This is a genomic window from Pontibacter beigongshangensis (assembly GCF_014332515.1).
Classification (GTDB): domain Bacteria; phylum Bacteroidota; class Bacteroidia; order Cytophagales; family Hymenobacteraceae; genus Pontibacter; species Pontibacter beigongshangensis.
On sequence record NZ_VFSD01000001.1, the window covers coordinates 382,208 to 395,087 of the forward strand.

The following is a 12,880-nucleotide window of genomic DNA, read 5'->3' on the forward strand; positions in this document are numbered from 1 at the left end:
GCCTTTCTTTCATGTTCTTCGTGAACCTCATTAGCTTAAGATGTCATCTGCCACCTACAAAGTTACCATACGCACCGACCAGGTAAACGAAGAGGGTAAGAGCGCCGTGCGAATCAGGATCACCAAAGACCGCAAGACCGCCTACTACCATTCCGGCATCTTCCTGAAGGCAAGCAAGGATGCCCGTAAGAGCGAATGGAACCCCAAAGCCACCACCGAGAAAAAGAACTGGGTATCCTCCAGGCACTACGACAGCGGCCCCCTCAACCATCGCATCAAGACCATCCTGGAGGGCCTGCAGGAGATCGAGACAAAGAACCCCGTCTTCAGCAGCCAGGAGATCCGCGACACCTACGGCCGGCCGGAAGAAAGGCACAGGTACGGCTTCATCGCCTTTGCAGAGGAGTGGATCAAGCGCAAGCGGAACCTGGGGCAGTACGGCAGCGCCAACACCTACCACGTGCAGCTCGGCTACTTCAAGCGCTTCTGGGGCGACCGGCCCGATGACCCCTCCAAGCTCACCCCCTACACCGTGTCGGAGTTCGTCTACTTCCTGCGCACCTGCGACACCCGGCGCGGGAAGGGCTGCGGCTATGACCCCAAGACGATCAACGACGCTTTCGCCGTTTACCGCAGCTTCTTCAAGAATGCCATACTGGAAGGGTGGGCCTTGCCGGTGCCGAACCCTTTCGACGTGCCCCCTGTCGAGGAGAAGCTCAAGCAACTGGAGCGGCCCGACGTTAACCAGACCTTAGGGCTGATGCACCTGGAGGGGCTTTCGCCTTTGCAGGTGCATGTGCGCAACCTGTTCCTGATGCAGTATTTCCTGCACGGGGCGCGTGTCTCGGAGGCTTACACGCTCAAATGGGAGAACGTGAACAGCACCCACATCATTTTCAAGCCCAGGAAACGGGCAAAGGAGGTGAAGGTCATCCCCAGGCACGACGGCATCGAATGGATTTTGGCGCAATATTCCCGGCAGGGCAATTATATTTTCCCGTTCTTTGCAGAAAAGCACGAAAAGGCGAAGGGCGAGGAACTGCGCCAGCTCATGCGCAACCTGAACACGCTTATTGCCAACACGCTGAAGGCAATTGCTAAAAAGGCAGGGTTGCCGCACCTCACCTCCCACATGCAGCGGCACACGTTCGCCGACCACGCCTGGGAGCTGACCAAGAACATCCGGCAGGTGCAGGAGATGCTGGGGCACAGCGAGAGCAGGACGACGGAGGTGTACATGACCAAGCTCGGGCAGTTGAGCCAGGATGACCTGAGCAAGACCCTGTACGGCGGCGTTCAGGTAAACATCAGGAAAACAAATGTAAAGGATGACGCTGGAAACGAGGCGTCAAATGATGAAAAGGAATGAGTACAGATAGAAATGAAGGCATAATTCCCCATAGTGCCGGACGGAGTAGAAAAGTCGCATTTTATACCTTAGGTTGTAAACTCAACTATTCCGAAACCAGCACCATTGGGCGCATTTTCCAGGAGCGGGGGTTTGAGAAGGTGGAGTTTACTGATACGCCTGACATTTACGTCATCAATACCTGCTCTGTAACAGACAATGCCGACAAGAAATGCAGGAAAATAGTGAAGGAGGCGCTCAAGCACTCTCCTGATGCCTTTATTACCATCGTGGGCTGCTATGCCCAGCTCAAACCCCAGGAAATTAGTGAGATTCCGGGCGTAGACGCCGTACTGGGTGCCGCAGAGAAATTCCAGCTGGTCGATATTCTGGAGGGGTTCGAGAAAAAGGACAGGCCGCAGGTGCACGCCAGCGCCATCAGCGAGGCCAACACCTTCCATAACTCCTACTCTTTCGGCGACCGCACCCGCACCTTTCTGAAAGTGCAGGACGGCTGCGATTACTCCTGCACCTTCTGCACCATTCCGCTGGCCCGTGGCAACAGCCGCTCCGACACCATCGCTAACGTAGTGCGATCGGCACAGGAAATCGCTGAGTCCGGCGTGAAGGAAATTGTGCTGACTGGCGTGAACACCGGCGATTTCGGGCTGCAGGATGGCCAGCGCGTAGAAACCTTCTTTGAGCTGGTGCAGGAACTGGATAAGGTGGAGAACATAGACCGCTTCCGGATCTCCTCTATAGAGCCTAATCTGCTGAGCAACGATATTATCTCTTTTGTGGCGCAGAGCCAGCGTTTCATGCCGCACTTCCATGTGCCCTTGCAGTCGGGCTCCAACAAGATCCTGAAGCTGATGCGCCGCCGCTACCTGCGCGAGTTGTATGCCGACCGGGTGGCTGCCATCAAATCGCTGATGCCGCACTGCTGCATCGGCGTGGATGTGATCGTGGGCTTCCCGGGCGAAACCGAAGCGGACTTTCTGGAAACCTATAATTTCCTGAACGGGCTGGATGTAAGCTACCTGCACGTGTTCCCCTACTCTGAGCGCGAAAACACCATGGCGCCCGGCATGGCCGGCAAAGTGAGCATCAAAGACCGGAACCGGCGGGCCGACATGCTGCGCATTTTATCTGAAAAGAAGAAACGCCATTTTTATGAGCAGAACATTGGCCGCGAGTTTACAGTTTTGTTCGAGGATGATGTGAAAGTGGGGCAAATGGAAGGTTGGACAGAGAATTACGTGCGTGTGGTGGCCAAGTACGATCCGGTTTTAATTAACGAGACCAAGCATGTGCGCCTTACCGCTATTAATGCCAGCGGCCTTATGGAAGCTGAAGAAACTTACACCGAGATTTTAAAACATTAGGAAACCAATTAAATAAAATAAAAAACCAACCTGTGAAAGTAAGAAACTACGCTTTGGGCTTCACCATGACCGCCTTGCTGATGAGCGCCTGCCAAAATGACCAGAACAAGCAGGCAGACAAGACAGCCGCTGCTACCGTTGCACAACAAGCAGCTACAGACACAACTGCTGCCGGAGATGTAACCGGCCTGGCTGCCTCTGAGAAAATCGTGTACATCAACACCGACACGCTGCTCACCAACTACCAGTATTTTAAGGATGTAAGCTCCCGCCTTAAAAACAAAGCTCAAAAGACGGAGCAAAACCTGCGTTCTCAGGCAGAGGCCTTCCAGAAAGAAGTGGCCAAATACCAGCAGACAGGCGCCGGCATGACAGCCGAGCAACAAGCCTCCACAGAGCAAAAGCTTGCCCAGAAGCAACAGCAGATTCAGGAAAGAAGCCAGAAAGCAGGCAACGATATCGCCACCGAAGAATCGGAGGAGATGAAAAAGCTCTATGACCGCGTGGAAGATTACCTTAAGATCTTTTGCGAGCAAAACGGCTACAAAATGGTGCTTAGCTACGCGCGTGGCAACAGTGCCATCTTGTATGGCGTTACCGACCTGGATGTAACCCCGGAAGTTCTGAAAGGCCTGAACGAAGAATACGAGCAGGAGAAGGCGGCAGCTAAAAAGAAATAACCAAGCCAGTTTACTTACTGAAAGGCTGCAGCAGGGAACTCGATTCCTCTGCTGCAGCCTTTGATATTATTGGCAAAAATGAGCTTTCAGAATTGCCGGAGGCTTATTGAAAGAGCAAATAAACTGCAGCCACCTGTTTTTGTTAGTTAAATTTTCTGTGCGGAATCACCTGAGTGCGCACTTCACATTTTACACTATCGGCATATTTTGCGGAAAACAAGTTAGGATACCAGTGATTAGCCCTGGAATACGATACGGATAAAACTTTTCCAGAGCAGGATAAATTATTCTAATAGAAAGAGCCCCCAGAGATGGAATAGCTGCTGATGCTCTCGCTGCCCCTCTTGTACTCTAAGGCTAACAAACAATTTCTAATTCTTAACTAATTAACCTACTCATACCTGAGCGACTCAATCGGGTCTAACTTAGATGCCCGGTAAGCCGGGTAAGATCCGGAGATCACACCAACGGTCACACAGATAGTCAGACCGACCAGCACCCAGATCCAGGGAACTATAAAACCGCCCTCTCCTATAAGCGAGGCTATGCCATTGCCTGCCAGAATCCCCAGTACTATGCCAACTAAACCACCCAGCAGGCAGATTACAATGGCCTCGATCAGGAACTGCTGTCTGATCTGAAGCGCCGTTGCTCCTAGTGCCTTTCGCACGCCAATCTCACGGGTACGTTCGTTTACCGATACCATCATAATGTTCATCAACCCAATGGAGGCACCCAGCAGAGTTATAAAGCCGATCACAAAGCCACCTGCCTTCAGGTAGCCTGAAATCTCGTTGAGTTTCTGCATGGCCGTGTCGCTGCGGTTTATCTCGAAAGAGTCTTCCTGCCCCAAAGGGTCCTGCCGCACCGCCCGCATCACGCCGGTAGCCTCTCCCATTACATAATCCAGGTCTTCAGGGTTAGGCAAAATTGTTTTGATCTCGTAGCTCAGCGTCTTGCCATCGAGCGCTATCTGCCGCCCTGTTTCCAAAGGAATAATTATGGTTCTGTCGGAGCCGGTACCGCCCATGGTGCTGCCTGTTTTCTCGGTAACCCCGATTATTTTGAACCTGCGCCCTAAAAATGTGATATACTCACCCAGGGCCTCGGTTTTTGGAAACAGCTTATCGGTTACCTCTACTCCTACCACCGCCACGCTCGTGCCGTTCTCCAGCTCAAACATAGAGAAGCTCCGGCCACTGGCTACATTTATATTGCGGCTCGGCATATAATTCTCGTCGCCCGCCACAATATTAATATTCGGATTCGTTTTATCGGTATGGCTCTTTACCACCGTGGAGCCGGATATATAAGCCGACAGGCTCACCTGGGCTTTGGCCTCCATCAGGTCTTTGTATTTGGTGGCCTGGTTGTAGTTGATGGTAGCATAAACTTTACCGGCCTTGCCTCCACTATAATTGCTCGATTTGCGTTGAATATCGAAAGAGTTGGCACCAAGATTAGAAAAGGTCTGTTGAAGGGAATACTTCATGCTGTCTACCGCCGTAAGAATACCAACCAGCGACATGATGCCGATGGAGATGATCAGGCCGGTCAATATGGTGCGGAGCAGGTTGCTCACGATGGCCCGAAGCCCTTCCCGTATGTTCTCTATCAGGTTCATTCGTAGAAACGGATATGGTCTTTTATCTTAAGTCCCTTTTAAAGGTTATCTGAAAGGGCGGCATCTAAGATAATTGCATTTTCTGAAAGAACATCCATTTTTAGTATATTTGTTGAGACTTCAAAATTTGATTCATGCTATTCCGCTTTCTAACATTCCTATTAGCCTTTGTTGCCGTCAGTTTCAGCAGCCTGGCCTCCACGGTGCTGATACCGATGGATGAGACGCAGAAAGACCACTTAAAGTCTTATGGTGTGGCCTATTGGGTGCTCTCCAAAAACATACAGGTCGATTGGCTCCTGAACTACCGGGGCGGCAGCTTTGCGTTTCAGTATGCGCCGCAGCTGGAGAGCGAGTTGATCGTGCGGGGCGTGAGCTACCAAGTAATCTCTGATGCGCAATACACCACCGTGCTCTCGCAGATAAGCGATGCCGATGCCAACATGGATGTGATGAAGCTGGAGAAGGTGCCGAAAGTGGCCGTGTATACCCCAAAATCCAAAATGCCCTGGGATGATGCCGTAACGCTGGTGCTGACCTATGCCGAAATACCTTACGACAAGATTTATGACGAAGAAATAATAAAGGGCGACCTGCCCAAGTACGACTGGCTGCACCTGCACCACGAAGACTTTACTGGCCAGTACGGAAAGTTCTATGCCAGCTACAAGCATTTTCCGTGGTACCAGGAGCAGCAGCAGACGGCAGAAGAGTCGGCTAGAAAACTGGGGTTCCATAAAGTGTCGCAGCTGAAGCTGGGCGTCGTTACCCGCATTAAGGAGTTTTGCGCCGGGGGCGGCTTTTTGTTCGCCATGTGCTCGGCCACCGACACCTACGACATTGCCCTGGCGGCCGAAGGCGTGGATATAGTGGATGTGATGTACGACGGTGATGGCGTGGACCCTAAAGCGCAGGATAAACTCGATTATAGCAAGACCTTTGCCTTTCAGGACTTTAAGCTGGTGCGCAACCCGCTGGAGTATGAGTACTCTAACATCGACATGCAGCCCCAGGAGCGCAACGTGACCGAGCAGAACGACTTCTTTCAGCTCTTCACTTTCTCCGCTAAATGGGACCCGATCCCGACGATGCTTTCGCAGAACCACACCCGCACCATCAAAGGCTTTATGGGCCAAACCACTGCCTTCCGCAAAAGGCTGGTGAAACCCGATGTGATTGTGATGGGTGAAAACAAAGAATTAGGTGAGATCCGGTACATGCACGGCACCTACGCCCAGGGCACCTGGACCTTCTACGGCGGCCACGACCCTGAGGACTACCAGCACCTGGTTGGCGAAGACCCTACGGACCTGGCCCTGCACCCCAATTCCCCCGGCTACCGCCTCATCCTGAACAACATCCTCTTCCCGGCCGCCAAAAAGAAAAAGCAGAAAACTTGATTATTGTGCTAATTTTTTTAATGTGCTAATGAATTAATGTGCTAATATGCTAATATGCTGATTATATCTTTTATGGAAGAGTAATTATTCAATTGATATTTCACCCTAGGCTTATGCAAAGGACATCCAATAGCCTTATTGATACCGCTGATTGGTCGGTAAAAAGCCTAATTAGCACATCAGCACATTAATTCATTAGCACATTAAAACTAGTGCATCCTGTCCGGCCTGGGTTCCAGGTTTTGGATGATGTTGGCTTCTATCTCGAGGAGTTCTTTGAGGCGGGCATCTACTACATCGGCTGGCATGTATTCTTTGGCCAGTTTAACGAAGCTTACGTAGTGGCCGGCTTCCGATACCATCAGTTCATAGTAAAATTTCTGTAGCTCTTCGTCGGCGATGTTTTTCCAGAGCAGCTTAAACCGCTCGCAGCTGCGGGCCTCTATGAGGGCGTTTATCAGGAGGTGGTCCATGAGTTGGCGCTCGCGTTGCCCGCCTTTGCGGATATGCCTGGCCAGTTCCACCACGTATTCATCGGGTCGGTTACGCCCCAGGCCGTAGCCCCGCTTTTTCAGCTCTGCCAGCACGCGCTCAAAATGGCTCCACTCCTCCGCCACCAGATCCGTCATCTCCTCCACCAGCCTCGTCTTGTCTGGGTACTTCACTATCAGCGATATGGCAGAGGTAGCGGCCTTCTGCTCGCAGTAGGCATGGTCCACCAGAATTTCCTCGATGTTCTTTTCCGCTATGTTCACCCACCGCGGGTCGGTCGGCAGTTGCAGCTTCAGGATGGTTTTGGTGGGTTGCAAGGGTATATTATCTTCTGATTCCATGGCTCTTAAGGACTTCGTCAAATTCAAAATTAGAAATTAAAAATTATGGTAAATCTGCTATGGTTACAGCTTTACATGCCTTTTTCAACCTCTGGCATTTCCCGAATCGCTTCATTAATGCTGACAATGCTACGCAGGTTCTTTGCTGCATCTCCAAATTTTCAAGAAAACTAATGAATGGCTCTCCAACTCATTCATTGGAAAAACCTTTCTTTATTCGATTTTTAGAAACAATGTAAGGTTAGCATTCCTGCCTTTTAATTTAGCGCAGCAACAGGTAGTGCTACCAAATTATGCTAATGAAAACACCCCTCCCACGCCCATTTGCCGGCTGCCGATGATGATGCACAGGCTAACGCTTTAATCAAAGAACATCCATTTTATACCGAAAATAAAACTGCGGCGCATGCTCGGGTACCGTGGTGTTGCCCAATAGGCCGGGGTTATCAGCCCGTCGTTTACGTGGGCCATTTTCAGGAACAAATTCAATGTTTTGATATCGGCGTTCAGGAATACGTCCACTACCGGGTAAGTTGGCTGCATAAAGCCGTTCTGCAGGTGGAACTGCTGCGTAACCGGCATATAAGCATCTGCCCTGTAGGCAGTGGGCATGGTCAGTTCAAGACCTAGCTGCCCGAAAAGAGCTTCTTTAAAAAGAGAGCCCTGAAAGTACAGCTTTGAATTCACGAGCCATTCCGGAATCCGCATGTATTCCGCCTCGTCGGTGTTGGTGTAGGCAATGGTGTTGTCGAAATGGATGGCGCCAAAGCGGATGCGGTGTTCCAACTGTGCCCCCAACAGCCGCTGGTTGCCGGTTAGCTGCTGTGGCAGTGCCTGCTCGTTAAAGAAGATGTACCGTTTGATGTTGGTGTAGTAGCCTTTGAGCTTCAGGTACTGCCGCCCTCCGAGCTTGCCAACATAACTGGCCTGGATGTAGTCGGTCACGCTGCTTTGGAAATTGCTGTTGTCCCAGTTGAAGTGGTTGCTCATCATGCGCTGCTCCGTAAACGAGGGCGACCGCAGCACCCGGCTCAGCATGAACTGCAGCCCCTCGAAATAGATCAGGCCCGACACTTTGTAATCGTTTGTCATCTGGAACTCGCCATCTACCTGCAGCATGGCTTTGTTCTCGTAGTGCATGCGCAGCTGCCCCCCCACAAACAGCTGGTTAATAGAGAACTGCTCCTGTTTTCTTAAAGTGGTAGAATCATTTTCATTTTTCACAAATTCCAGAACATCGTACTCCTGCAGCGCGTTGCGGTACTTCAAATAGCCCCTAAAGAAGGAATATTTGCTGTTGCCGGTAACGCCAAATTCGTTCTGAACTTCCCGGTAAAAACTGCGGTCGTCGGTAATGTTAGGGTGAAACAGGGTCCGGTCATAGAAAAATGGAGTAGTTGTGTTGTCCTCCGAATCAGGTATTCTCTGTATCCCCGTGTCCTGGTACCGGACACGCTGGCGGCGGGTATCAAAGGCGTGGTACAGCTTCAGGTCCTCATCTACCAGTTTAAAAATTTGCAGCGCATGGATGTTGTTTCGGAATTCCTGGCTCGATGCCTGGTTCAGGAAGATAGATACCGTCTCGAAGTCGCTTTTAAATATACTGTCTTGTGCCCCTTCCAGCGGATTGAAGCCGCCAAACTCCACCTGCTCGTGGTTCAGGTGCGTGAAATTGGCGAACAGATCGTATCTGTCGTTTTTGGAGCGGTAGTGGGTGTAGAACTTTACCGCCTGGCCATCAATCAGCCGGTCGCCGCGCAGGGTCCTGGAGGCTCCTATCTGTCTGTTGGCCGCCAAAAGTTTGTAAGCGATGCCCACATTCCATCTTTCGGTAATGTTACGGGCGTGCTGTGCCTCAAAAACCTGCTCCCCCCGCTGCCCCTGCACGTAATGCAGGTGCGTGTAAGGCGACCGGGTATCAAAGTAATTTATCCGGTGCGGATCGTAGGCATAGCGGTTAAAGGCATACCTGCCGGAGCGTGCGCCTATCTGGACGGGCAGGTGGAACAGCAAAGGTTTTGCAGCCGAGCCATTGTTGCCTAAGGTCTGGTAAAAAGAAGTGTCCTGAAACCAGTAGCGCTCGTTGTGCAGGTTATGGATGGCCGTATCTACGCGCTGCTCGCGGTAGCTCCCTTCCAGCACATCCCGCTCATAGAGTTGCAACGTGGTTCTGGGGCCATAAAGTACTTTTGTCGAGTCATCAATAATCTGGGCGTAGGCAGCCTGTGTGCCAGCCATCAGAACGAGCGTCAATATAAATCCTGCAAGTAGCTTTCGTATCACAGTTCAAAATTAGTGTTTTTCGCACAACTAGCGTGCACCAAGCCTAAGTAAAGCGCAACTTTAGCCTCCTGCCGCAGGGCCAGCTATCGGGCTTAAAAGGCAGATCGGTTACCGGTGAGCACTGGCCAGGCAACCATCCGGCGCAAATATTTAAATGAAAATGGCCCTCCGGAGCCCCTCTGGCTCTGCTGTTCCTGATACTTTCACTTTAATTTAGTATGCTCAAGTTGGATCTAATGAGTGCGTTATCATGAAGAAGGAAGTGCAAACTCATCGGCCCAAAAATTATCAGTCAGCTGAAAAAAAGCCTCCTATGCTGCTCAGGGAGCAAATATGTAATATTTCTACTTATTAATCTGGCCATGCTCCAACGCTTTTACATGCTGCAGAATAAGCTGGTCAAACTGCTGCCGGTTATTCAGGAAATCTACCTGAACAGGAATGTAAAATAGCGGAAGCGAAGCCGTTACGGTTGCCAGAGTGGGAGCCGTCAGCTTCACGGCGTCTTTCCGGGTAGTGATGATGCTGGCCCCTGTGTGTTTTTCTTTCCGGAGCAGTTCCTGCAGCCGCTGCAGATCCTGCAAGGTGTAATGGTGATGGTCCGGAAACGCCAGGTGCTGCAGAATTATAAAGCCCTTTTTCAGAAGATGCTCCACCAGCGGCCCGGCATTGGCAATTCCTGTCAGTAAAATGACTTCTTTGCCAGGCCTGGTACCCATGCCCATCCCCACAGCCTCTCCATAACGATAGCTGGTGAAGTATATTGGCGCCCCGGGGCTGCTGTACCTCCTGATGCTGCGCATGATGTTCTCTTTCTCATCAGGCTGCAGGTTTTCCGGGCATTTGCTCACCAGCACGGCATCGGCGCGTCGGGCCCCGCCACGTGGTTCGCGCAGCAGCCCGGCGGGCAGCACAAAATCTTTGTAAAAGGGCCTGCGATAGTCGGTGATCAGCAGGTTGAGCGAAGGCTGTACGGCCCGGTGCTGCATGGCATCGTCGAGCACGATTACTTCCAGCTCCGGCTTCAGGTGCTGCAGCTGCTTTATACCCTGCACCCGGTCTTCGCACACAGCCACGGTCACGCTGCCAAAGTCCTTGTAATACTGAAAAGGCTCATCCCCTACAGTCGTGGCCGAAGCCTGCTCGCTGGCGAGCACAAAGCCTTTGGTGCTGCGCTTGTAGCCCCGGCTGAGGGTGGCCACCTGGTAAGGCGCCAGCAAACGAAGCAGGTACTCCACATGCGGCGTCTTGCCGGTGCCTCCTACCGTCAGGTTGCCCACCGCAATCACGGGCAGGGCAAACCGGTGCGCGTGCAGCACGTCCTTATCGTATAAGGCATTCCGCAGGGCCATGATGCGCCCGTACAGGAGCGAGAAAGGCAACAGGAGCAGTTTCAGTTTTTTTACCATCATATTGAAGCGGAAGCAAAATTAAAACTAATTTTAACGTACCTATGCTAAAGATTCAGAAAGACAATAATTATGGTAACGATCGCTGACGTAATAAAGGTACTGGAGCGCCTGGCCCCGCCCAGTTACCAGGAAAGCTACGACAACTCCGGCCTGCAGACCGGCGACCGGCAGCAGCAGGTGACGGGGGTGCTGGTCACCCTCGATTGCACGGAAGCTGTGCTGGACGAGGCCATGGAGAAAGGCTGCAACCTGGTGGTGGCGCACCATCCGGTCATATTCAGGGGGCTGAAACAGCTCACGGGGCGCAATTATGTGGAGCGCACCATCATCAAGGCTATCCGCCACAACATTGCCATCTATGCCTGCCATACCAACCTCGACAATGTGCACACGGGCGTGAACCAAAAGATTGCACAAAAGCTAGAGCTGCAGGATTGTAAGATATTGGTAAACAAGCCCCAAACACTCATGCAGCTGGTCACTTTCTCGCCGCCCGAAAACACGGAGGAGGTGCTGGAGGCGCTGCACCAGGCAGGCGCCGGACAAATTGGCGACTACCGCAACTGCAGCTTCCGGGTGCAGGGCACAGGGCAGTTTCTGCCCACCGGAAACGCCGCGCCCGCCATTGGCGAAGTTGGCACGCTGGAGAAGGTGCCGGAAGATCGGCTGGAGGTTATTTTCCCGGCCCACCTGCAACATGCCGTGATGGCGGCCCTGCGGCAGGCCCACCCCTACGAAGAAGTAGCCCATTACCTCAACTCCCTCGAAAACGCAAACCAGGAAGTAGGCATCGGCATGATCGGTAACCTGCCCGCCCCACTTACGGAAGAAGCGTTTCTGGCCTGGCTGAAAGAGAAAATGGCCTTGCAGGGGTTGCGCTACACCACCGCAGGCAACAAAACAATTAAGAGAGTGGCCGTGTGTGGCGGAGCAGGCAGCTTCCTGATAAAAGATGCGATCCGACAGGGGGCCGATGCGCTGGTGACGGGGGATGTGAAATACCACGAGTTTTTTGATGCCGAAGGCCAGCTGATGATTGCCGATATTGGCCATTACGAAAGTGAAGTATATACAAAGGAGATATTTTATGCTACACTTTCGAAAAACTTTACTACTTTTGCAGTCTATTTATCAATTGTCAACACTAACCCTGTCAGATACACTTTTTAATACATGGAAAGTACGGTAGCCAGCAAATTAGAGGCGCTTTTAAAGCTTCAAAGCATTGATTCACAGCTCGACGAGATCAGACGCGTAAGAGGTGATTTACCAGAAGAGGTTCAGGACCTGGAAGACGAGATCGAAGGCTATGAGGTAAGGGTTCGGAAGTTTGATGACGAAGTTGCTGGTCTGAATGAGTCCATAAGTGCGCGTAAGCAGGCCATCAAAGATGCTGAGAGCCTTATCAGAAAGTACGAGGACCAGCAGACCAATGTGCGCAATAACCGCGAGTACGATGCCATCACCAAAGAAATTGAGCTGCAGAAACTGGAGATCCAGATCGCAGAGAAAAAGATCAAGGAGGCTTATTACCAGATAGAGCAGAAAAACAGTGAGATAACAGGTACGAAAGATCGCCTGGAGGAGCGCCGCAAAGACCTTATCAACAAGAAAGAGGAACTGGACCAGATCGTATCTGAAAGCGAAGAAGAAGAAACGAATCTGGAAAAAGACCGGGACGTGGCAGCAACTAAAATTGAAGACCGCCTCTTGAGCGCCTACACCCGGATCCGCCGCAACGTGCGCAACGGGCTGGCTGTCGTAACTGTTAAAAGAGATGCCTGTGGCGGCTGCTTCAACACCGTTCCTCCACAGCGCCAGGCCGACATCTCTGCTCAGAAAAAAGTGATCGTGTGTGAGCACTGCGGCCGTATTCTGGCGGGTGTGGAGCAGCGTATTTACTAGACCAGAGACT

General features: G+C 51.7%; 10 protein-coding genes. 6 read left to right on the forward strand and 4 right to left on the reverse strand.

Going from position 1 to position 12,880, the window contains the following annotated elements; translation table 11 throughout:
• Nucleotides 1-40 precede the first annotated feature (40 nt).
• From FJM74_RS01570 to FJM74_RS01580, 3 genes are read left to right on the forward strand one after another with little or no spacing between them, the layout of a single operon-like run.
• A complete protein-coding gene (locus FJM74_RS01570; RefSeq protein ID WP_187260794.1) occupies nucleotides 41-1,369 on the forward strand; it encodes a tyrosine-type recombinase/integrase in 1,329 nt (442 codons plus the stop codon).
• The gene (mtaB, locus tag FJM74_RS01575; RefSeq protein ID WP_187260795.1) at nucleotides 1,366-2,733 is read left to right on the forward strand and encodes a tRNA (N(6)-L-threonylcarbamoyladenosine(37)-C(2))-methylthiotransferase MtaB; all 1,368 of its coding nucleotides are present in this window, start codon (nucleotides 1,366-1,368) and stop codon (nucleotides 2,731-2,733) included. Before FJM74_RS01570 ends, mtaB begins: the two co-directional genes overlap by 4 nt.
• Before the next feature lie 32 nt (nucleotides 2,734-2,765).
• Nucleotides 2,766-3,413 carry an OmpH family outer membrane protein gene (locus FJM74_RS01580; protein ID WP_317175522.1) on the forward strand — a complete coding sequence of 216 codons (648 nt, stop codon included), beginning with the start codon at nucleotides 2,766-2,768 and terminating at the stop codon, nucleotides 3,411-3,413.
• 391 nt (nucleotides 3,414-3,804) lie between these two features.
• Here FJM74_RS01580 and FJM74_RS01585 read toward each other — a convergent pair whose 3' ends face one another.
• Nucleotides 3,805-5,037, reverse strand: coding sequence for an ABC transporter permease (locus FJM74_RS01585; protein WP_187260796.1), 1,233 nt, complete (start codon nucleotides 5,035-5,037; stop codon nucleotides 3,805-3,807).
• A gap of 134 nt (nucleotides 5,038-5,171) precedes the next feature.
• On the opposite strand from FJM74_RS01585, the gene FJM74_RS01590 reads away from it, so the two are divergent.
• The gene (locus FJM74_RS01590) at nucleotides 5,172-6,437 is read left to right on the forward strand and encodes an asparagine synthetase B (RefSeq protein ID WP_187260797.1); all 1,266 of its coding nucleotides are present in this window, start codon (nucleotides 5,172-5,174) and stop codon (nucleotides 6,435-6,437) included.
• A gap of 209 nt (nucleotides 6,438-6,646) precedes the next feature.
• On the opposite strand, the gene miaE is transcribed toward FJM74_RS01590, so the two are convergent.
• The 3 genes from miaE to lpxK all read right to left on the reverse strand — a co-directional run bounded on the left by miaE (nucleotide 6,647) and on the right by lpxK (nucleotide 10,965).
• Nucleotides 6,647-7,270 carry a tRNA-(ms[2]io[6]A)-hydroxylase gene (gene miaE, locus FJM74_RS01595; protein ID WP_187260798.1) on the reverse strand — a complete coding sequence of 208 codons (624 nt, stop codon included), beginning with the start codon at nucleotides 7,268-7,270 and terminating at the stop codon, nucleotides 6,647-6,649.
• A 360-nt stretch (nucleotides 7,271-7,630) separates the two neighbouring features.
• Nucleotides 7,631-9,553 carry a putative porin gene (locus FJM74_RS01600; RefSeq protein WP_187260799.1) on the reverse strand — a complete coding sequence of 641 codons (1,923 nt, stop codon included), beginning with the start codon at nucleotides 9,551-9,553 and terminating at the stop codon, nucleotides 7,631-7,633.
• Nucleotides 9,554-9,897: 344 nt separating this feature from the next.
• On the reverse strand, nucleotides 9,898-10,965 hold the full coding sequence (lpxK, locus tag FJM74_RS01605; protein WP_241738897.1) for a tetraacyldisaccharide 4'-kinase: 1,068 nt from the start codon (nucleotides 10,963-10,965) through the stop codon (nucleotides 9,898-9,900).
• A gap of 69 nt (nucleotides 10,966-11,034) precedes the next feature.
• Between lpxK and FJM74_RS01610 the strand changes: the two genes are divergently transcribed.
• The gene (locus FJM74_RS01610; protein WP_187260800.1) at nucleotides 11,035-12,135 is read left to right on the forward strand and encodes a Nif3-like dinuclear metal center hexameric protein; all 1,101 of its coding nucleotides are present in this window, start codon (nucleotides 11,035-11,037) and stop codon (nucleotides 12,133-12,135) included.
• A 3-nt stretch (nucleotides 12,136-12,138) separates the two neighbouring features.
• A complete protein-coding gene (locus tag FJM74_RS01615) occupies nucleotides 12,139-12,870 on the forward strand; it encodes a zinc ribbon domain-containing protein (RefSeq protein ID WP_187260801.1) in 732 nt (243 codons plus the stop codon).
• Nucleotides 12,871-12,880: the final 10 nt, after the last annotated feature.